This is a genomic window from Collinsella aerofaciens (assembly GCF_025289055.1).
Taxonomy (GTDB): domain Bacteria; phylum Actinomycetota; class Coriobacteriia; order Coriobacteriales; family Coriobacteriaceae; genus Collinsella.
The window spans coordinates 1-20,694 of the sequence record NZ_JAESIQ010000011.1 but is presented as its reverse complement, the minus strand read 5'-3'; the positions used below and the strand labels follow the sequence as shown (position 1 = coordinate 20,694).

Below are 20,694 nucleotides of genomic sequence, written 5' to 3'. Positions count from 1 at the left end.
CCACCAGAAAGGATTGAACCATGGGTGTGCGCACCGCAAACGTTCAGGATGGAAATATCGGTGAGACGCTGACAGGTCTGGCCGAGGTGATTCACGGTCGTCGCGATGCGTCGCCACAGGAGAGCTACACCGCTCGTCTGTTGACCGACGTCGAGGACGAGCTGCTCAAGAAGCTTGCCGAGGAGGCGAGCGAGGTCATCATGGCCTGCAAGGATAACGACCACGATCACATTCGCTATGAGGCCGGCGACCTGGTCTACCACTTGCTCGTGACGCTTGAGCGCTACGGCATCACCCTCGACGAGTTGGCCGGCGAACTCAACGCCCGCCGCCACTAGTCGTTTGGGACAGTCTTTGTTGGTGTAACGGGGTCATGGAAGTTGCGGTGAAATAGGGACTGTTTAAGCGCTTCATCAGGCAAAACAATCCCTATTCCACCGCAACTTATGAAGGGATGGCTAGTCGAGGGGTGTGGGTTCCCATTCGCCGGTGGGGTGGGGGATGTCGAAGGTTCGGTAGCCGCAGTCGTAGGCGTGGGCTTGTGCCTCGCGGATATTCCAGCAGATGTCGCAGGCGCGGTGCGCGTCCGAGCCAAAGGTGATGGGTACCTCGGCGTGGACAAAGCAACGCAACAGCCCCGTCGAGGGGTAATAGTCGTCGAGGCCCTTGCGCGGCGCGGCGGTCGAAACTTCAACGCGGCGGCCTGTATCGTGTGCGCACTCTGCCATCTGCTCCCAAAACGGTGCCGTATCAAAATCGGGCGCAAAGCCTTCCTTCGAAAAGCGCATGACCAGGTCGGGGTGAGCCATTACATCAAAGTTGAGCGGGCTCTCGCAGGCGCGGCACCAGTCATCGACATAGCGCTCCCACACGCCGCGTACGTCTAAGTTTTCCCAAACATGCAGGTTGGTGTCATCGTCGATCCAACCGCAAAGGGAATCGGGTGTATCAGGACGAGCGACGTCCTCCGTCCCCGCCGTGCCCGCAGCACCTGCCGCAATATCGCCTGGGTTGCCAATCCAATGCACGCTGCCCAGGAGTACGACGGCGCCCTGGGACCAGCGCTCAACCAAAGGCTCGCAGCCCTCGTACCAATCGCATTCAAAGCCATAGATAAAGCTGAGCTCCGGCGCAATCTGCGCGGCAAGCTTGCGAGCATCCTCAAAAGCCAGACGATGTGCCGGCAGGTCGCCCTCAGTAACCTGCACTTCGCAGTTGGCATCCATGCTGGCGGGCAAGGTGAGGTGGTCGGTCGAGACCATGACCCGACAGCCAGCCGCCGCGGCGGCGCGAACGTTTTCCTCAAAGGAGGCATGGCCGTCCGAAAACGAGGTGTGGGTGTGGCAATCGACCAGCGGGCAAGCAGACATGGCAGCTCCTTTGCGTCAAGCGAATCCGCTCCATTGTAATGGCGCGACCCCTGGCGCGCCGGGAACGCCACAAGTCGAAACCGACTGGAAAGGGCAGGCGGCGCGCAAGGGCTGCCGCACGACATCGACCCTGCCTCAAAACGTGTACGTCAGCCTCCAAAAGCTGCAAAAAATGACGTGTTTGGAGGCTGCCGTACACGTTTGGATAGGGGCGAGGACGATCCCGGCGCACGCCGACGTCCGCGACGGGCAAAAGTCCCGCCCATCCCATGACGCCGCCCCCACGCCGCCCGCGATGTGCTAGCGTTTGAGTGAACAAAACGAGCCCGCGCGGAAAGGAACCGGACCGTATGCAACGTGGAAGTACATCTCCGCTGTCCCGCGAGACCGATGCGCCCGAGACCATCGTCAAGTTGGAGTGCGACATCGACGATGCGTCGCCCGAGGTACTCGCCTATGCCGCCGACCGCCTGCGCGAGGCCGGCGCCCGCGAGGTGCACTGGCTACCCCTCTACTGCAAAAAGGGTCGCCCCGGATGGCAGTTGCAGGTGATCTGCTCGCACGAGGATATCGAGCGCCTACAGACGATTATCTTTTTGGAGACCACGACCAACGCCGTTCGTCGCCAGGTGATGGAACGCGTTTGCCTGCCGCGCCGATTCGAGCAGGTGACAACGCCTTGGGGCGAGGTGGCCGTAAAGGTGGCAACCCTGCCCGATGGCAGCGAGCGTGCAGCGCCCGAGTACGAGGACTGCGCTCGCCTTGCTCGTGAGCACAATGTGCCGCTCCAGCGCGTGATGCAGGCGGCGCAAGCCGCGGCTCTGCAATTTGAGTGACACGGTCGGCGACGCGCCACACCCACCCCATCAACCTCACCGAAAGGACCACCATGAAATACCTCATCGCCTCCGACATCCACGGCTCGGCATATTGGACCGAACGCCTTTGCGCCGCCATCGAGTCCGAGCAGCCCGATCGCATTGTGCTGCTGGGCGACCTGCTCTACCACGGCCCGCGTAACGACCTGCCGCGCGACTACGCTCCCAAGCGCGTGATTCCGCTGCTCAACGCCCTGGCCGACCGCATCATCGCGGTGCGCGGCAACTGCGACGCCGAGGTCGACCAGATGGTGCTCGACTTTCCCATCATGGCCGACTATGCCACGTTATTCGACGAGAACGGCCGCGAGCTGTTCCTGACGCACGGCCACGTTTTTGGCGCCGGTATGCACAACAGCGTCGACCACGCGCCCGCGCTGCCCGAGGGCTCCGCGCTCGTCTACGGTCACACGCACATCAAGGTCAACGAAGCGAGCGAGGAGCATCCTGGTCTGTGGCTCTTCAACCCCGGCAGCGTGAGCATCCCCAAGGACGGTACGCACAGCTACGGCATCTACGAGGGCGGCGCGTTCCGCCACGTGGTCCTGGAGGAGGAATAACCATGGCGCAGCACATGGCTCAGCAAAATGCCGAGGGTTCGCGTGACCTGTCCACGCTGGTAGATGCATCGGCCGAGCTGCAGCATCTGGTGCAGACCATCTGGCGTCTGCGTCAGCCCGACGGCTGCCCGTGGGACCGCGAGCAGACGCACCGCAGCATTGGCAAGAACATGATCGAGGAGGCCTACGAGGCGCTCGACTGCATCGAGGCCGACGACGCGGCGCACCTGCGCGAGGAGCTGGGCGACGTGCTCATGCAGGTAGTGTTGCATGCGCAGATCGCGGCGGACGCCGGCGAGTTTACGCTGGCCGACGTGGCGCACGATATCGACGCCAAGCTCATTCGCCGTCATCCGCACGTGTTTGGCGATGCGGATGCCGACAGCTCTGACGAGGTGCTCAAGATTTGGGACGAGGTCAAGCTTGCCGAGAAGGCCGCCAAGGACAAGGCCGTGGCGGCAGGCGAGGCCGCGCCCGAGGGGCTGCTCGACGGCGTGCCCACGCACCTGCCGGCGCTGATGCAAGCGCAAAAGGTCTCGCGCAAGGCGGCTGCCGTGGGCTTTGAGTGGGAGACGGTCCAGGATGTGTGGGACGAGGTCGCCGAGGAGCGTGCCGAGTTTGAGGCCGAGGCCCCTGGCTCGCCCGAGCGCGAAATGGAGTTTGGCGATCTGCTCTTTGCCCTGGTCAACGTCGCGCGCAAGGAGGGTATCGACGCCGAGAGCGCCCTGCGCGCGAGCACGGCCAAGTTTCGCCGTCGCTGGGCTGCGATGGAGCAGATGGCGGCCGATGCCCACGTGGATCTTGCCGAGCTTTCGACCCACGGCCTCAACGACCTGTGGGATGCCGCAAAGGCGGAGGAGTAAGACTGCGGGAACGACGGGCTGACACGCCTCATCGTTCCCGCTAAATTTTTCGAAAATCAAGTGTATCCCTCGGCTAACTTAGGGCATAATGCAAAAAGTGCGACATGGCTAACTTACGGAGACGCACCGATGGTGCACGGTCAGCCGGTCGCTTGCATCCACTACGTTTCCAAGTGAGAGGGAGACAACATGAGCGATATTTTGGACGTTTACGGTCGCGAGGTGCTCGACAGCCGCGGCAATCCCACCGTCGAGGTCGAGGTTGTGCTCGAGGACGGTAGCTTCGGTCGCGCGATGGTGCCTTCGGGCGCTTCGACCGGTGCCTTTGAGGCTTGCGAGCTGCGCGATGGCGACAAGGGCCGCTATCTGGGCAAGGGCGTCTCTCAGGCCGTCGAGCACGTCAACAACGAGTGCGCCAATGCCGTCGTCGGCCTCGACGCCTTCGACCAGCGTGCCGTCGATGCCGCGCTGATTGCCGCGGACGGTACCCCCAACAAGACCAAGCTCGGTGCCAACGCCATCCTGGGCGTGTCGCTGGCCGTTGCCCGCGCCGCTGCCGAGTCGGCGGGCCTGTCGCTGTACCAGTACCTGGGCGGCGTCAACGCTCACCTGCTGCCCACGCCCATGATGAACATTCTCAACGGCGGCGTGCATGCCGACAACAACGTCGACTTCCAGGAGTTCATGATCATGCCCGTGGGTGCTCCGAGCTTTGCCGAGGGCCTGCGTTGGTGCGCCGAGGTCTACCACACCCTCAAGGGCGTGCTGCACGAGGCCGGCCTGGGCGGCGGCGTGGGCGACGAGGGCGGCTTTGCCCCCAACCTTAAGACCAATGCCGAGCCGTTCGAGTACATCACCAAGGCCGTGGAGAAGGCCGGCTTTAAGCCCGGCATCGACTTCATGTACGCCATGGACCCGGCCTCGACCGAGTTCTACAACGCCGAGACCGGCATGTACGAGCTCAAGGGCGAGGGCGTGGAGTACACGAGTGCCCAGATGGTTGATTACTGGGAGAAGCTCGTCGACACCTATCCCATCATCTCCATCGAGGACGGCATGGCCGAGGAGGACTGGGACGGCTGGGTTGAGCTCACCCGTCGCATTGGCAACAAGGTGCAGCTGGTGGGCGACGACCTGTTCGTCACCAACACCGAGCGCCTCAAGAAGGGCATCGAGCTGGGTGCCGCCAACGCGATCCTGGTCAAGGTCAACCAGATTGGCACGCTCACCGAGTCGCTCGAGGCCATCGAGACCGCCAAGGAGGCCGGCTACGCTTGCATCGTGAGCCACCGTTCCGGCGAGACCGAGGACTCCACGATCGCCGACCTGGTCGTGGGCGTCAACGCCGGCCAGATCAAGTCGGGCGCCCCGTGCCGCAGCGACCGTATCGCCAAGTACAACCAGCTCATCCGCATCGAGGACGAGCTCGAGGGCAGCGCGCGTTACGCCGGCAAGGCCGCGTTCTACAACATTCGCTAGGCACGCGGAGGTCGCGGGGGCGGGGAAGACTCGGATTTGCCTTGCTCCAGCCGGGCGCTGTTGAGCACCATTGGGCGCTGGGCCATATGACTCAGCGCCTTTTTTATGTCGAGCAAAGGCTGGCGAAGGCGGTGCGGGCGCTCGTGCTATAACTAGAATACTTAGCGCAAACAAACCTCAACCGCACAAGGCGCACATGGATCAGATTTACGACAACAGGTACTATTCCGCCGGTTCGCGTGAGCCGTCGCCTCGCCGTGCGCGCACGGTGCAGCTCGGTGGGTCCGCCTACGCCGGCGCCGACCGCTCCATGCAGCGCCCGACAAGTACCTCGCGCCCCAATGCTCAAGTGAATACTTCGACAGATGGACCAGTGCGCCCAGCACGTTCGTCGCATGCTCAGCGCTCGTCGGCTCAAACGCATGATGGGTCGAGCAGGCCCTCGAACCGTCTTTCGGGCTCGGACTTTATGCACTACGCCAACGACAACGCGGTGGTCAAGGCGATCTACGACTTTACCCACGGTCCTCAGCGAGGGCTATTCATCGGCATCGTCGTTGCCCTGGTGCTCGTGAGCCTGTATTTCCCCGTGCGCGACCTGTACGTGGCAAAGCGTTCGAGCGATATCTTGGCCAAGCAGGTCGAGATTCGCCAGCAATACAATGATGAGCTGCAAAAAAGCGTCGACAAGCTGCTCTCGGAGGAGGGTATCAAGGACGCGGCATCCGAGGACCTGGGCCTGGTGATGCCCGGCGAGAAGAGGATTGAAGTGCAGGGCCTGGACGGCGATTCGGATGCCTCGTCGAGCCAGAAGTCGTCGAACGCCAAGAAGGCCAGCGAAGTTGCCAAGGAAATCGAAGAAGTCGGTAAGGACGCGCCGTGGTACATCCAAGCGCTCGACATGCTGTTTGGGTTTAACGGCGTCGAGGGCCAGACGGTCGTGTCCAACGGCAAATAGCGCCCGGAGGGGAGCCCGCAATGACAAATTGCAAACGCTATAAGGTAGCCGCGATCGACCTGGGAACGGTGTCGTCGCGACTGGTGTTGGCCCAGGTCGAGGGCGGAGCGATTGTGGAATCGTCCAAGCATACCGAGATTACCGACCTGGGCGAGGGCGTGGACGCGACGGGTCGCTTTTGCGAGGCGGCTGTCGAGCGTGTACTCGCTGCGTGCCGTATGTTTGTGGACGAGGCGCGTACCTTTGGCGCCGCGTGCATCTGCACCACGTGCACGAGCGCCGCGCGCGATGCGTCCAACGCCGCCCTGCTGCTGGACGGCCTGCACGAGCTGGGGCTTGAGCCGCAGGTGATTCCGGGCGAGGTCGAGGCGCGCCTGACGTTTTTTGGCGTGGCACACGACTTTGCTGGCGAGCGCATCATCGTCGCCGATTCGGGCGGTGGCTCCACGGAGCTCGCGACGGGCGTCTATGTGCCTGAGCGCGGGGTCTTTGCGCTGGAGGGAACGCGCTCACTGGACATCGGTTGCCGTCGCGTGACGGAGCGGTTTTTCTCGGCGCTGCCGCCAACGGACGGTGAACTTGCCGCCGCTGGCGTATGGGCGGGCGAGCAGTTCTCCGCCTATTTTGAGGGCCTGCCTGTCGACTTTGAGCGCGCCGAGCGCCTCGTCGCGGTGGGCGGTACCGTCACCACGCTCGTGGCGCTGGTCCACGAACTGGAGCCGTACGACTCGAGCTTTGTGCACCTGCGCGAGCTTTCGATGGAGCAGATCTCGGCCGCCATCGATCGTATATCTACGCTGGATGTGGAGGGTATCGCTGCGCTGCCGGGCGTGCAGCCCAAGCGCGCGGGCGTGATTCTGGCCGGCGCCGTGGTGATTCGCGAGCTCATGCGCGCCGGTGGCTACGATGCGCTCACCGTAAGCGAGAACAGCCTACTCGCTGGCATGGCCGCCACCATCAATGAGGTTCTCGACGGCGCGACTCCCACCATCGCCTGGACCCCCACTCTCAGCACCCTCTAAATAAGTTGCGGTGAAATAGTTCCTAAATAAGCTGGTAAACGGTATAAACAGGATCTATTCCACCGCAACTTAGAGCTCCGCCGGCGTGTAAAAGAAACGAGCCCGCATCCCTGGGGGACACGAGCTCGTAAACAATACATGGTAGGGGCGGTGGGACGTCTGCGTATTTGCTGCGCAAATACGCACCGGCTTCGGCCGCCTGTCGGCGCCCTCGCCGGCTCGCTACGGACGCTGCGCGTCCGCTTAACGCTCGCCCCCTCGCGGGTTCGAGTCCCACCGGCATCTAAAAGAAGCGAGCCCGCATCCCTGAGGAACACGGGCTCGAAAGCTCCATATGGTAGGGGCGGTGGGACTCGAACCCACAATCCTTGCGGCGAGAGATTTTAAGTCTCCTGCGTATGCCAATTCCGCCACGCCCCCGTGAGACTAGAAGTCTAGCACAAGCCGTCCGTTACGCGTTGACGGCCATCGAGTGTTGGCCCGACTTCTCCAGGAACTCCTGGAACTTGGCTTCGTCGCCCTTGTTCTGGTACTGCAGGGCTAGCAGGTACTCCAAGCGGCAGCGCTTGACCGGGTCGTCGCCGACATCCTCGAGCATGCGCTCCAGCTCGGGAATGTCGTTGTGGCGCTTGAGAATCATCGTGTCGTACATCAGCTGACACTCGTGCGCAACTGCCTCGGCCTGACCGCCCTCAAAGCCCTTGATCTCGTGCAACAGCTCTTTGGACTTTTTGCGGTCCTCCTGGCCAACATAGTAGTTAAAGGCCTTAATCACCAAGTCGACGCGCTGCATCTTGGGGAGGTTGAGTCCCAGCAGTAGGTCGAACATCTCGCTGGCGCGCTCGTGGTCCTCGCGCAGCAGATAGGAGTTCAGACGCAGGTAGTCGCGGTTGTAGCGCGGGTACAGCATGCTGGTGAGTTTGCCGTCGAGCAAACGATCGAACTCGTCCCACTGCTTGGCAGCCATAAGCTGCTGCAGGCGCTTAAACGTGGTGCGTTTTTTGACGCTAAAGAACACCGACACGGCGATGCAGATGATAACGACGGCGGTCCAGAGGGTGCGGGAATCGGGCATATTAGGGTCCTTAGTCGCTCATAAAGCGAGCGGTATGACAACACGTACTAGATGTATTATACGCAGCGCGCAAGCAAACTGGCATAAAAGCTCATCGAGGCCGAGTGCCATCGCTCGCTGCGGTACACTTACCTAAAGTAAACCATGAAGGGAGACATTACCTATGAAGAAGATCGTTTTGGCTTGCGGTGCTGGCGCTGCTACTTCCACGCTCGTTGCCCAGAAGGTCGCTACTCTGCTCGACGCCAACGGTTATGCCGACAAGTACGAGATCGTGCAGTGCGCCATCTCCGAGGCCAAGGATTACTGCGACGAGGGCGCTGACCTGCTGATCGCCACCACCGTTGCCCCCGAGGGCCTCACCTGCCCGTACGTGAGTGGCGTGCCCTTCATGACCGGCATGAACCGCGTTGCCGCCGAGAAGGCCGTTCTCGACGTCATGGCTCAGTAGGCGCTGACTGCATGAGTGAGCAGAACGCCAACCCGGTAGAGCTCTTTGGTATGCGCGTTGCCCATGTGGGCATTAACGCCACCGACCCGGCAGACGCCCTGGAGATCGCGGAGCTGTTCTCGACGATGATGGGCCTGCCCGTCACTGAGACCCCGGTTTCGTACTTTAACGATTCGCTGGTCGAGATCATGAAGCAGAACGGTCGTGGCACCAAGGGCCACATCGGCTTTGCCGTTAACGACATCGATGCAGCTGAGAAGTGGTTTGCCGAGCGCGGGCTCGAGGTCAACGAAGAGTCGCGCGCGCTGCTGCCCGACGGTGGTACCAAGCTCGTGTACTTTAAGCGCGAGTTCGCCGGTTTCGCCGTGCACCTGTGCCGCGAATAGCGCACAAGCTGCCATAGCTAGCAAAAAGGGATAGGGCCGCGTGGCCCTATCCCTTTATTTATGCCGAGGGGCTTCCTACCGCGGCAGGCGAATCGTAAAGCGGCTGCCGACGCCCTCGACTGAGGTCACGCCAATGACACCGCCATGGCTATCGACAATCCACTTGGCAATGGCAAGCCCCAGGCCCGAGCCCTGCGCGCCGGCATTGCGTGCGTTGTCGGCGCGGTAGAACCGTTCAAACGCGTGAGCTGCGGATTCCTGGTTCATGCCGATGCCCTCGTCCTCAACGCTTATGTCGATTGTGCCCGCGCCCGCATCCGGCGTTATGCCAAATGTGACGGTCGTTCCCGCGTCCGAATACTTGGCGGCGTTTTGCACGATCACGCGTAGCGCCTGCTTCACGAGTGCCACGTCGACGGGCGCGTCGCAGCGCGAATCGCTGACAAGCGCGGTGTCGTACGCCAGCCGATACGTGTGCGCGGTATCGATCATCTGCGATTCCTCGCACACCTCGCCGACCAGTGTGGCCAGGTTGGTATCCGCACGCCGCAGGACCGTGCGCCCGGCATCGCCGCGTGCCAAAAACAGCAGCTGCTCCACGAGCTCTTGCATGTGCTCGCTTTCGGCCTTGAGGGACGCGATGGATTCTGCCAGCACGTCCGGGTCGTCTTTGCCCCAGCGATCGAGCATGTTTACGTAACCCTGAATCACCGCGATGGGCGTGCGCAGCTCGTGGCTCGCATCGTTGACAAAGCGCATCTGTTGCAGTTTGGCCTCTTGCATCTGGCGCAGTAGGCGGTTGAGTGCAACCTCGATGCTTGCCAGGTCGGCGTCGCCGGTAGTGACGCTCGGCGAGTCGACGCTTGCGCGCTCGATGGCTTGCTCCAGTGTTTCCATCTTGCCGCCGGCGAGTTGCATGCGGCCGAGTTCGTCCACGCGCAGGGCCAGATCGTTGAGCGGCGCCATGGTGCGGCGCACGCGGCGGGCGCCGCCGAGCATGTTGAGCACGCTGATGACCTGCCAACCTACAACAACGATATAGAGGGGCCACAGCGCGGCGAGGTCCTGCGCGAGGGGGAAGGTCTTGGTGGTACGCGCAAGCTCGACGGTATAGGTGAGCGTTGTCAGGTCCCAGCCGCGCGCGGGCGTCAGCGACATGCCGCGAACGGTGGCGCTGGGGATCCATCCCGCGGTAAACGCGCCGTCGGGCAGCGTCTGGTTGTATCCATAGACGAGAATCGCCGCCGCAATCACCACCAGCAACAGATCGAGCCAGACGTAGCTCACCAAGCGGCGCCACATGTAGCTCCAGTTGATGGCGCGGGCGATGGAGGTGACGCGCTTGGTCTCGGCGTTACGCGCGGCAGACATAGCCCACCCCGCGCACGGTCTGGATAATGCGGGCACTGCCGCCGTCCTCGATCTTGGCGCGTAGGTGCGCGATGTGTACGTCGACGTTGTTGGTGTCTCCTACGTATTCGTAGCCCAGCGCCTCGTGCGCAATGCGCTCGCGCGTGAGCACAGTTTCGGCATGTGCCATAAGCAGGGCGAGGACGTCGAACTCGCGGGCGGTCAGCACGATGGGCGAGCCGTCGACCGTGACTTCGCGGCGGTCGGGATCGAGCGCGACCGAACCCACGACGAGCGCGGCGGGGGAGGGCGAGGCGGATGCCTGGGCCGAGCCGCCGGCCAGGGGCATCGCAACGGTGCCGGCGCCCGCGCCGCCCACTACGTTCGCCCCGGCACCGACGCCGCCAACGCCCGAAGCCGCCCGCACGGCCTCCGAGCGCTTCAGCGCCACGCGGATCCGTGCGAACAGCTCCTCAATCGCAAACGGCTTGGTCAGGTAATCGTCAGCACCGGCGTCGAGCCCGGCCACCTTGTCCATCACGGCATCGCGCGCGGTGACCATAATCACCGGCACATCCTTGTGCTTGCGGACGCGTCGCAGCACCTCCATGCCGTTGAGCTGCGGCAACAGCACATCGAGCAGAATCAGATCGTAGTCGCGCTCCAGTGCCAGGTCCACGGCGGTGCGGCCGTCGGCGGCATGTTCCACCTGGTAGCCCTCGTGCTCCAGCTCGAGTGTCACAAAGCGGGCGATTTTCTCCTCGTCCTCTACGATCAGGATTCGTGCCATACGTGCTCCCGTCTGCGATTATTTGTCGTCGTTCAGATTTTGCTTGATGCCGTCCGCGGCATCGGCGGCGTGATCCATCAGGTTGTTGATGCTGCCGGGCACGTCGCCGTCGCTGTCGATGCGGTAGCGCATGCCAAAGAACAGGCCAAGCAGCATCAGCCATATCGTGGCGCCCCAGGCAAACAGCGCGACGATGGGAATCAGGATGGGAATGTTGAGGATGATCGCATCGCGGCGCGTGGCGATAAACTTGGTGTCCAGGCTCAGGCGGAAGAGCTTTTTGAGGTACTCCCACACGCTGTCCATCTTCTTAGAGAAGTCGGTCTTTTCGCTCGACTTCTCGTAGGCGGCCTGCGCGGCGACCATCTCGGCCGAGGGCTCATCGACCGGCACGGACTCGGTGGCGGCGTGCGCCGACGTGGTTTGCGTCTTGCCCTGCGACTCGAGCCAAATGATGGCATCCAGAACGTTACCGTCGGCGGCGTCGAGCGCGGCCTTGGCATCGGTGTAGCTCACGTTGCACTTGGTGCGGATGGTTTCAACTTTTTCGAGGTCGTCCATGACCTGTCCTTTCGTTCGATGGGCGCGACGCCGGGCGATCTGCCCGGGCGCGAGCGTTGCGTTCGGCGGCCTGCGTGGCGCCGCCCCGCCCTTGGTCGAACTCTATAGTGCAGGTTATAGATTAAGCGATTCTTGAGCCAAGATTAACGTTGGATGAGTTTTTGGGTGGCGGTGGGAAAAGTATTAGACCTCGATAGCGGGGGATGGGGTGCCGGTGCAAAACGGCGTCAAAGGTTGGTCGAGCAGGCGGTTTCTCCATTGATGTCCGCACGGCATGGGACACTTACCCTGCCGCCCTGCTCTGCCGCGGCGGCATGTACCCAAACAACGACCCTCTAAGGAGTTCGATACCAATGAGCGATAACACCAAGCATCTCGCAAAGAAGTGCGTCAAGGACGCGGGGCCGTGCCTCGCGTTGTGCCTTGCCGGCGCAGCGGTCGCGCTGCTGGCTGTTCTGGGGCCATTCGACGTGCTCCGAAGTGCCAGTTCCCTGCACGTTTGCATGGCCCTTGCCGGCGCCATGATGACCGGCGGCGTGCTCGATCTGGTTTTTTGGGTGCTTGACCCGTTTGGATGGAAGAACGAAGGGTAAGCCCTAAGGGATGGAAGGGCTGGAACGGTTGGCTTAGTGATCGTGCAGAATGTGGGCTAGCGACTTACAGGGAAGTGGTAATCCGATGACGGTCTATGTAACAGGCGATATTCATGGCGGCGCTGACATGCAAAAGCTCCGCGATTGGGAGCTTGGGGATAGCCTGGCGAGCGACGACTATCTCATCATCGCGGGCGACTTTGGCTTTCCCTGGGACTTTTCTACCGAGGAATGTGCCGATATTGCTTGGCTGGAGTCGCGCCCCTACACCGTGCTGTTTGTCGACGGCAACCACGAGCGTTTCGATCACTGGGCGGAACGCCCCATGGAGTTGTGGCACGGTGGGCCGACGCAGCGCCTGTCGGATACCTCTCCCATACGGCGCCTGACGCGCGGCGAGGTTTTTGAGCTCGACGGCTCAACGATTTTTACCATGGGCGGCGCCACGAGCGTGGACAAAGAATACCGCATTCCCTATTCCAGCTGGTGGCCGCAGGAGCTGCCGGACGAGCGCAACTTTGAGGAGGCGCGGGCAAAGCTCGACAGCGTGGGTTGGAAGGTCGACTACGTGATCACCCACACCTGCTCCACGCGCATGCTTTCGCCCACGCTCTATCCGGCACCCGGCTGGAATTGCCCCGACGTTGATCGGCTTACGGCGTTTTTTGATGAGCTGGAAGACCGCTTGGATTACAAGCGCTGGTATTACGGGCATTTTCATCGCGACGCCAACCCGGCCGAGCGCCACACCGTGCTCTACGACTGCATCGTTCGCCTGGGCGACGAACTCCAGCCCTGGGATGTTGCGTAGCGGCAAGGCGTTTGGCTACTCGGCCGTTACGGTGATGTTCTCCCGGTGTGCGCGGATAACGTCCCAGCTAAAGTGCTCGACCAGTTGCTCGGCGGTGCGCGGCGTGGTGTCCGGCGCGATGCCCGTTTGCCCGGCGAGCCAGCCCAGCAGTGCCTCGGGCGCGCCAAAGCGGGTGCGGAGCTCGCCCAGGTCCAGGTCGCGGTCGCGCTTGGAAAGGCGGCGCCCGTCCGGCGACATGAGCAGTGGAATGTGCGCGTAGTGTGGCGTGGGAAGTCCCAGCAGATGCTGCAGGTAGATTTGGCGGGGCGTGGAGCCCAGCAGATCGCATCCGCGCACGACCTCGGTAATACCCATGGCGGCGTCATCGACCACCACGGCCAGCTGATAGGCAAACACGCCGTCGCTGCGGCGCACCAAAAAGTCGCCGCATTCGGTGGCGAGTGCTTCGCATTGGGCACCATACGTGCGGTCCACGAATTCGACCACATCGTCTGCGAGGTCGTCGACGGCGGGCACGCGCAGGCGCGTGGCCGGAGCGCGCAGAACGCTGCGGCGGGCAACCTCCTCGGCAGAAAGGCCTCGGCAGGCGCCGCGATAGATGGGCGTGCCGTCGCTGGCATGCGGCGCGCTCGCGGCGTGGAGCTCGGCGCGCGTGCAAAAGCAGGGGTAGGTGAGGCCGGCGTCTTGCAGCCGGCGCAGGGCGCTCTCGTACAGGTCCAAGCGATCGTGCTGGTAGTAGGGGCCTTCGTCCCACTCAAGCCCTAGCCAAGCCAGGTCGTCAATCAATTGAGTGGCAAGTTCCGGGCGCTTGCAGCGATCGTCCAGGTCCTCAATGCGCAACACGATGCTGCCGCCCTGGCTGCGGGCCGAAAGCCACGCGCACAGGCAGCTGAACACGTTGCCCAGGTGCATGCGGCCCGATGGCGACGGGGCAAAGCGCCCCACGACGGGGGCGTGGGCGGAGGCGGGCGGCGTCGTTGGTGCGTCCGCGGCGGGCGTTGCTATGTTGCGTGCTTTGATATCCATGCGGACGAGTATAGCGCGGGACACGGTAGAGAAGGCGTTGCCGTGGCTCGCAGGTTGGCGGCGCTGTGCATTGCGCGCGGCGGGTCTGCGGCTCAACGTCTCGATCGCCGCGCATCGACTCAGCTTCACAAACGACAGAAACCCCGGCAGCTCTTCGCAACTGCCGGGGTTTCCGCGGAAAAGGGGGACATGATCCTCGAGCGAACGGCAAAGGGGCAAACCGTTTTCGCTCAACTGCTTTATGCCCCTTGCTCGCGGACTCAATCAGTGCGCGCCGCAGCAACACAAAGCCGCTACACCTGTGTCGGAGCTGTGAAGTGGTATCTATCGTTGGTGCAGGCCATGCCAAGGAGTGTCCCAAACTGCCGGCAGATAAGGAACGTCCCTAAGTGCCAGGCTCGGGTGGGACTTTTGTCCCATTTGGCGCTCCGGTCGCCTAGATATTCGTCATGTGCGCCCGTAAACGTGGGACAATAACGCTGTTGGTACCACAGATAAAGGATGTGCCCATGAACACCCTCGCCGCCAAAGTCAGTCGGCAGCGCCGCTTGTTTGCGCGATTCGCTTCCGTCTGCGCGTTCGTCGCGCTTGCGTTGTTGCTGCTGCCTGCCGCCGCACACGCCGACGGCTACTCCATGAGCCAAACCTACATCGGCGCCACGGTCGAGGCCGATGGATCGCTGACCGTCGTCGAGGGACGCCAGTTCGATTTCGACGACGACGTCAACGGCGTGTTTTGGGAGATCAATGCGGGCACCAACCAGCAGGGCGGTGCGGCGGGTGTCGACGTGCTGAGCGTCGAGGAAGACGACACCGCGTTTAACAAAGTCGATAGCGCGAACAAGGGCGACTCTGGCGTCTACACGGTCGAGCAGACCGGTGACGGCGTAAAGATTAAGGTGTTCAGCCCTCACGAGAGCGGCGATAGCGCGATCTATTACGTGAGCTACACCATGACCGGTGCGGTCATGAACTGGGCCGATACCGCCGAGCTCTACTGGAAGTTCGTGGGTGACGGCTGGTCCGCGGATTCCGACGATGTCGAGATGGAAGTGCGCTTTGCAAATGCCACTGCCGGGACGGCGGCCGTCAAGGGCGATAACTTCCGCGCATGGGGCCACGGTCCGCTGACGGGCGACGTGTCGCTCGATGAGGACGAGCCCATGGTCACCTATACCATTCCCTGCGTGCATCAGGGCGAATTCGCCGAGGCGCGCATCGCCTTCCCCAGCGACTGGGTGCCATGGCTTTCCGCCTCGAGCGAGGAGCGTATGTCAACGATTCTGAGCGAAGAGAAAGAATGGGCCGACGAAGCTAACGCCCGCCGCGCTCACGCTCGCGTGATTTCCAATGCGCTTGCCGTGTTAAGTGTTGTCGCGGCGTTGGCCTTTACCGGCACAATCGTTGTGCTCAAGCTGCGCCGCCGCAAGCCCAAGCCGCTTTTCCAGGACGAATATTTCCGCGATGTGCCTTCGGCCGACCATCCCGCCGTACTTTCGGCCCTCATGAGCTGGAACGAGGTACCCGATCAGGCATATATCGCCACGCTCATGAAGCTCACCGACGACCGTGTGATCAAGCTGGAGCAGGCGACCGTGACCAAGGCCAAGAAGGGTCTGTTGGGGCGTGAAAAAGAAGAGCAGACGTATCGCGTGACGGTGAGTGATGCGGGCTGGAAGTCGGCCAAGGGCATTGACCACATGGTGCTCAAGGTCTTCTTTGCCGGTGCTAAGCCTGACGAGAACGGTGACCGTTCGCGCACGTTCGACGAGCTGCAGCACTACGTCAAGCAGCACGCTACACCCGTGGGTGATAAGCTCGAGGACTATCAGAACACCGTTAAGGGCAAGCTGGCCGATAGCGAGTACGTTGCCTCGGACGGCATTGTTGCAATGGTGTTTTGCCTGGTTCTTGGTATCCTGATTGCCTTTGTTCCCGTGGGATCCATTTTCTTTACCGATGGCGCACAGGCGAACATCACCGCCGCGGTTATCTCGGTGCCGATTGTGCTGGTGGGTATCGGCGTGGGCCTTACGTTTCGCCGCTTTACGCCGGAGGGTGCCGAGGTGGCGGCTCGCTGCAAGGCACTTAAGCATTGGCTCGAGGACTTCACTCGTCTAAAGGAAGCCGTCCCGGGCGATCTGGTGCTGTGGAACAAGCTGCTGGTGATGGGCGTGGCGCTGGGTGTTTCCAAGGAAGTGCTGCGTCAGCTTGCCGAGGCCGTGCCGCCCGAGGTGCGCGAGGCCGACGGCTTCTATGACAATTATCCCTGCTACTGGTGGTACTACCATCATTACGGTATCGAGTCTCCGCTCGATTCGTTCGATGACGTGTATCACGAGAGCATCCGTGAGCTGGCGTCGAGCTCCGACAGCTCGGGCGGCGGCGGAGGCGGCGGCTTCTCTGGCGGCGGAGGCGGCGGCGTCGGCGGAGGCGGCGGCGGAACGTTCTAGCGCGCTCTGATTTTTGGGATGGATCTTCTCCGGCGACTGTTGGCGGAAAATCTATCCCATTTTTATGCTTTGAAATGGGTCTATCTTTCCGTTACGGATCCCCACACAGGGGGCAGTGGGCAAAAAATGCCAAATATGAGTACTGTTGCCATTATAGTGACATATATTTGCACTAAATAATGGGCTCCTAATGAGATTATCTCTCGTTAGGGGCCCATTTTATTGAACATTTGTGGAAATACGTCAGCTCGCCTGACTGGCTGCTATGTCTAAAAGCCTCTAAAATGCCCCAAATCGCTGCTACTAAAAAGGTAACAGTACTCATATTTGATGTTTTTTGCCCACAGCTATTTGCAGACCCCTCTATAGGGCGACGCCAACGAGGGTTTCGTCGACTGTGCTACCCAAGAATGTCCCCAACGACTAGGTGCGGTTGCTGCCAAGGAGTGTCCCGGGGTGCCGGCACAAAAGGAACGTCCCTAACTGCCGGGTTTAGGCTGTTAGATCGAGTTCGTAGAGGAAGCTTTCGCGCGGCATGGCGTGGCGGCGTTCCTCGCGGTTGGCTCGGTGCGTGGCCGTGCGCTTAAAGCCGTGCAACTCGTAGAACTTCCACGAGCAGTTGGAGTCGGTGTACAGGTGCGCGCTGGTCGCCCCGCACGAGGACAGATGCGAGATTGCGGCGTCGAGCAGAACCGTGCCAACGCCCAGGCCGTGGACGTCGCGATCAACGGCAAGCAGCGTGACCTCGTTGTCATGCGGCAGTGGGCTGCTCTCGAGCAGGCGGTTGTTGGTTCGAATGGTGGTGCGCACAAACGAGAGGTACTCGGCGCAAGCTTCGGGCTCCAGCTCGCGCATCTGCGACAGCAACGCGCGCTCGGTATCCATCCAATGTTCCTTAACGGTGGCGCTGGAGCTCTGTCCTGCGCGTGCAAGCGCAATGCCGCGCGCCTGACCGTCGATTACGGCAACCTGCGAAAACGTCGAGGACGAAAGGCAGTAGGCAAGATCGCACGCGGCCTCGAGGCGGTTGTACTCATCGTTATCCGAGTTGTTGTGCCAAAGCTGCTGCAAGATCAGCGCGATGGCGTCGAAATCTTCGGTATCAAACGGTCGGTAGAGAACCCGCGAGACCATGGTGCCTCTTTCTATTGCGGATGCATATCGAGCACAGTTCTACCACGCCATTGGCATCTAATTATGGTGCCCCTGTGTTCCATGAACTCACCGTGCCCAGTGGCGCTCCTGCAACCCCCGCTCGAAGCTTTTTCTGCACAGCCGCGCGTTGCGGGGTGCATCGTCGCGCTCGATGCGCTACATTGAATCAGTATTTTCAATGCCGCTGAGCGAGCGCTGCAGATCGACGTATCACCGACTCACAGAGCACGGCGGCGTACCAGACAGGAGGACTGCATGGGATCTGATGTGAAGATCGCACGCGCGTTGATCTCGGTTACCGATAAGACGGGCGTCGTCGATTTCGCACGGACGCTGGTTGACGACTTTGGCGTCGAGATCATCTCTACGGGCGGCACGGCTCGTGCCATCGAGGACGCGGGCGTTCCCGTAACCCCCATCGAGGAGTTCACGGGCTATCCCGAGATGATGGACGGCCGCGTCAAGACGCTGCATCCCAAGGTTCACGGCGCGCTGCTTGCCCGTCGCGATTCCGAGCAGCACATGCAGGAGGCCGCTCAGCACGGCATTAAGCTGATCGACCTAGTCGTCGTCAACCTGTACGAGTTCGAGAAGACCGTCGCCAACCCCGAGGTCACCTTCGCGGATGCCATCGAGCACATCGACATCGGTGGCCCCTCCATGCTGCGCTCTGCCGCTAAGAACGCCGCGAGCGTTACCGTCATTTCCGACCCGGCCGACTACGACGCCGTCCTGGCCGAGATGCGCGAGACCGGTGGCTGCACCACGCTTTCCACCCGTCGTCGCCTGCAGGTGAAGGTCTACCAGACCACCGCCGCCTACGACACGGCCATCTCCCGTTGGCTTGCCGTCCAGGCAAGCGACGTGGCGGACACCTCTGCCAAGCTCGAGATCTCGCTGGAGAAGGTCGACGACCTGCGCTATGGCGAGAATCCTCAGCAGAAGGCTACGGTCTACCGCTTTGCCGAGGGCTGCGAGAACACCGCGAGCTCGCAATTCCCGCTCGTGGGCTCCGAGCAGATCCAGGGCAAGCCGCTCAGCTACAACAACTATCTGGATGCCGACGCCGCCTGGAACCTGGTCCGCGAGTTCGACGAGCCGGCCTGCGTGATCCTCAAGCATCAGAACCCCTGCGGTTCCGCCGTTGCCGAGGACATCACGGCCGCCTACGATCGCGCCTTCGCCTGCGATCCCAAGAGCGCCTTTGGCGGCATCATCGCCTGCAACCGCGAGGTTCCCTTTGATCTGGTTGAGCACTTCGCCGATCAGAACAAGCAGTTCGTCGAGGTCATCATCGCCCCGAGCTACACTGCCGAGGCACTCGAGCGCATGGCTAAGCGCCCCAACCTGCGCGTGCTGGCTACCGGCGGCGTGGACCGCGGCGCCCAGGTGGAGCTGCGCTCCGTCGACGGCGGCATGCTGGTGCAGGAGGTCGACCACGTGACCGAGGATCCCGCGACCTTTACGTTCCCCACTGACCGCAAGCCCACCGACGCCGAGATGGCCGAGCTCGAGTTTGCCTGGAAGGTCTGCAAGGGCGTTAAGTCCAACGCCATCCTGGTTTCCAAGGGCAAGGCCGGCATTGGCATGGGCTCCGGTCAGCCCAACCGCGTGGATTCTGCGCTGCTGGCCTGCGAGCGTGCCGAGGAATTCTGCGAGCGCGAGGGCGTGGAGAAGGGCGGCTTTGCCTGCGCAAGCGACGCGTTCTTCCCGTTCCGCGACAACGTCGACGTGCTTGCCGAGCATGGTGTGACCTGCATCATTCAGCCCGGCGGCTCCAAGCGCGACGACGAGAGCATCCAGGCCTGCAACGAGCATGGTATTGCGATGGTCTTTACGGGTGCCAGGCATTTCCGCCACTAATATCGTTACGCGGTTTTACCAAACCGCGTAACTGCTCGACGCTGCGCCGGCCCCAAGCACCTCATCTCGCCGCTCAAACCGTCGCTCGCGTACAGAAGTACGCGTCGCTCCTCTTTCGCGGCGACCTGAGGCACTTGGTGCTGGCTCGCTGGCTTGTGCTCCACCAGCGGTATTGGCTCGCCCCGAACTAAAGCTATCTATTGCCGTCCGTGCCGGTTGGTGCGGGCGGCTTTTTTGGGTATAACGGTGCGGTGTATGTTTTTGAGAAAGGTTGGATATGGCCGTTGTGGATGATGCCGAGCTGTTTGGCAATGCCGAGGATCAGCGTGCGTACGAGGACTTTTGCGCCAATCAGGAGGCGGTCGAGAAGTTCACGCTCGACAAGCCCGCGCTCATCTGCCGTTGGCGCATGTCCAACAAAAAGGTGCCCATGCTCAACCGCCACATCCGTGCGCTATCCGAGCGCCTGGTGCAGGGCGAGCCGCTTACCAACAACATGCTCAGCTGGGCCAAGCAGCACGTTGAGTGGTCACTTGCCGAGGGCGACTACACCGCCCACGACGGTGTGCTCATGCTGGTGATCGACGTCAACGGCAACGCCGCCATGACGGTAGGGGAGTACGAGCCGCTGGCCGATACGTCGGCCAAGGCGCTGCGTGCCCGTTCTGCCGAGGCTCGCTCCGAAGCCGACGAGACCGGCGTGGCGCCCGAGCTGCTCGCTGCCGTCAACAACGGTGAGCTTGCCTTTGTGGCGCCGGCGGACGAGTGCCTGTGCGGCACGGCGACGCTCATCGAACAGCTGGCCCAGACCAAGGGCATCCCGGTTACGCGCGTAGACATTCCCGCGCAGCTTAAGGGCGCGCTGTTCCTGGTGAGCGACGAGCACGGCGTGGTTCCCGCAACCGAGACGGACGCCGCGGAGGCCGACGCCGCCACGGTCGCCTTCTTCGCCGACGGCTACGAAAAGCTCCGTGCCCGCCGCTAAATGATTTTTCTGGGACGTGTCTCTATAGTTTTGTCAACCGCGTGCTTCGCGCCATTTCGGCATGA

Annotated in this window: 21 protein-coding genes and 1 tRNA gene; 14 read left to right on the top strand and 8 right to left on the bottom strand. The window is 62.1% G+C overall.

Going from position 1 to position 20,694, the window contains the following annotated elements; all coding sequences use genetic code 11:
• Positions 1-20 precede the first annotated feature (20 nt).
• On the top strand, positions 21-338 hold the full coding sequence (hisE, locus tag JMJ97_RS04570; protein WP_006235893.1) for a phosphoribosyl-ATP diphosphatase: 318 nt from the start codon (positions 21-23) through the stop codon (positions 336-338).
• A gap of 120 nt (positions 339-458) precedes the next feature.
• On the opposite strand, the gene JMJ97_RS04565 is transcribed toward hisE, so the two are convergent.
• The gene (locus JMJ97_RS04565) at positions 459-1,370 is read right to left on the bottom strand and encodes a PHP domain-containing protein (RefSeq protein WP_260699322.1); all 912 of its coding nucleotides are present in this window, start codon (positions 1,368-1,370) and stop codon (positions 459-461) included.
• A 350-nt stretch (positions 1,371-1,720) separates the two neighbouring features.
• Here JMJ97_RS04565 and larC2 point away from each other — a divergent pair, with 350 nt between their 5' ends.
• The 6 genes from larC2 to JMJ97_RS04535 all read left to right on the top strand — a co-directional run bounded on the left by larC2 (position 1,721) and on the right by JMJ97_RS04535 (position 7,130).
• Positions 1,721-2,206, top strand: a complete 486-nt coding sequence (larC2, locus tag JMJ97_RS04560) for a nickel pincer cofactor biosynthesis protein LarC2 (protein ID WP_161144572.1) — start codon at positions 1,721-1,723, stop codon at positions 2,204-2,206.
• A gap of 53 nt (positions 2,207-2,259) precedes the next feature.
• Positions 2,260-2,808 (top strand): phosphodiesterase, encoded by a 549-nt coding sequence (gene yfcE, locus JMJ97_RS04555; RefSeq protein ID WP_161144571.1) that lies wholly within the window; start codon positions 2,260-2,262, stop codon positions 2,806-2,808.
• Positions 2,809-2,810: 2 nt separating this feature from the next.
• Positions 2,811-3,671, top strand: a complete 861-nt coding sequence (gene mazG, locus JMJ97_RS04550) for a nucleoside triphosphate pyrophosphohydrolase (RefSeq protein WP_161144570.1) — start codon at positions 2,811-2,813, stop codon at positions 3,669-3,671.
• A 189-nt stretch (positions 3,672-3,860) separates the two neighbouring features.
• Positions 3,861-5,150, top strand: a complete 1,290-nt coding sequence (gene eno, locus JMJ97_RS04545) for a phosphopyruvate hydratase (protein WP_161144569.1) — start codon at positions 3,861-3,863, stop codon at positions 5,148-5,150.
• 196 nt (positions 5,151-5,346) lie between these two features.
• Entirely contained in the window at positions 5,347-6,108 is a 762-nt protein-coding gene (locus tag JMJ97_RS04540; RefSeq protein ID WP_260699321.1) for a hypothetical protein, read from the top strand.
• Positions 6,109-6,128: 20 nt separating this feature from the next.
• A complete protein-coding gene (locus JMJ97_RS04535) occupies positions 6,129-7,130 on the top strand; it encodes a Ppx/GppA phosphatase family protein (RefSeq protein WP_260699320.1) in 1,002 nt (333 codons plus the stop codon).
• 335 nt (positions 7,131-7,465) lie between these two features.
• Here the strand turns inward: JMJ97_RS04535 and JMJ97_RS04530 are convergent.
• Positions 7,466-7,550: transfer RNA gene (locus JMJ97_RS04530), tRNA-Leu, on the bottom strand.
• A 31-nt stretch (positions 7,551-7,581) separates the two neighbouring features.
• Positions 7,582-8,205, bottom strand: a complete 624-nt coding sequence (locus JMJ97_RS04525) for a hypothetical protein (RefSeq protein WP_006235902.1) — start codon at positions 8,203-8,205, stop codon at positions 7,582-7,584.
• A gap of 163 nt (positions 8,206-8,368) precedes the next feature.
• On the opposite strand from JMJ97_RS04525, the gene JMJ97_RS04520 reads away from it, so the two are divergent.
• Entirely contained in the window at positions 8,369-8,656 is a 288-nt protein-coding gene (locus JMJ97_RS04520; protein WP_006235903.1) for a PTS sugar transporter subunit IIB, read from the top strand.
• An 11-nt stretch (positions 8,657-8,667) separates the two neighbouring features.
• Positions 8,668-9,042, top strand: coding sequence for a VOC family protein (locus JMJ97_RS04515; protein ID WP_035137716.1), 375 nt, complete (start codon positions 8,668-8,670; stop codon positions 9,040-9,042).
• Between the two features lie 75 nt (positions 9,043-9,117).
• Here JMJ97_RS04515 and JMJ97_RS04510 read toward each other — a convergent pair whose 3' ends face one another.
• The 3 genes from JMJ97_RS04510 to JMJ97_RS04500 are packed head-to-tail and all read right to left on the bottom strand — an operon-like array spanning position 9,118 to position 11,743.
• Complete coding sequence (locus tag JMJ97_RS04510) at positions 9,118-10,413, bottom strand: sensor histidine kinase (protein WP_260699319.1); 1,296 nt, start codon at positions 10,411-10,413, stop codon at positions 9,118-9,120.
• Entirely contained in the window at positions 10,397-11,182 is a 786-nt protein-coding gene (locus JMJ97_RS04505; RefSeq protein ID WP_260699318.1) for a response regulator transcription factor, read from the bottom strand. The genes JMJ97_RS04510 and JMJ97_RS04505 overlap by 17 nt, the downstream gene beginning before the upstream one ends.
• 18 nt (positions 11,183-11,200) lie before the next feature.
• Positions 11,201-11,743, bottom strand: a complete 543-nt coding sequence (locus tag JMJ97_RS04500; protein WP_260699317.1) for a UBA domain-containing protein — start codon at positions 11,741-11,743, stop codon at positions 11,201-11,203.
• Between the two features lie 353 nt (positions 11,744-12,096).
• Here JMJ97_RS04500 and JMJ97_RS04495 point away from each other — a divergent pair, with 353 nt between their 5' ends.
• Positions 12,097-12,336 (top strand): hypothetical protein, encoded by a 240-nt coding sequence (locus JMJ97_RS04495; protein ID WP_196033640.1) that lies wholly within the window; start codon positions 12,097-12,099, stop codon positions 12,334-12,336.
• 85 nt (positions 12,337-12,421) lie between these two features.
• Positions 12,422-13,147, top strand: coding sequence for a metallophosphoesterase (locus JMJ97_RS04490; protein WP_260699316.1), 726 nt, complete (start codon positions 12,422-12,424; stop codon positions 13,145-13,147).
• 15 nt (positions 13,148-13,162) lie between these two features.
• On the opposite strand, the gene gluQRS is transcribed toward JMJ97_RS04490, so the two are convergent.
• Complete coding sequence (gene gluQRS / locus JMJ97_RS04485) at positions 13,163-14,302, bottom strand: tRNA glutamyl-Q(34) synthetase GluQRS (protein ID WP_260699315.1); 1,140 nt, start codon at positions 14,300-14,302, stop codon at positions 13,163-13,165.
• 380 nt (positions 14,303-14,682) lie between these two features.
• On the opposite strand from gluQRS, the gene JMJ97_RS04480 reads away from it, so the two are divergent.
• On the top strand, positions 14,683-16,626 hold the full coding sequence (locus tag JMJ97_RS04480) for a DUF2207 domain-containing protein (protein WP_260699314.1): 1,944 nt from the start codon (positions 14,683-14,685) through the stop codon (positions 16,624-16,626).
• 492 nt (positions 16,627-17,118) lie between these two features.
• Here JMJ97_RS04480 and JMJ97_RS04475 read toward each other — a convergent pair whose 3' ends face one another.
• Positions 17,119-17,760, bottom strand: coding sequence for a GNAT family N-acetyltransferase (locus JMJ97_RS04475; protein WP_260699313.1), 642 nt, complete (start codon positions 17,758-17,760; stop codon positions 17,119-17,121).
• Positions 17,761-18,036: 276 nt separating this feature from the next.
• Here JMJ97_RS04475 and purH point away from each other — a divergent pair, with 276 nt between their 5' ends.
• Together purH and JMJ97_RS04465 are read left to right on the top strand one after the other, a co-directional pair.
• Positions 18,037-19,644: a bifunctional phosphoribosylaminoimidazolecarboxamide formyltransferase/IMP cyclohydrolase gene (purH, locus tag JMJ97_RS04470; RefSeq protein WP_260699312.1), complete on the top strand. Its 1,608-nt coding sequence runs from the start codon at positions 18,037-18,039 to the stop codon at positions 19,642-19,644.
• Between the two features lie 277 nt (positions 19,645-19,921).
• Entirely contained in the window at positions 19,922-20,629 is a 708-nt protein-coding gene (locus tag JMJ97_RS04465) for a hypothetical protein (protein ID WP_260699311.1), read from the top strand.
• The last annotated feature ends 65 nt before the right edge of the window (positions 20,630-20,694 follow it).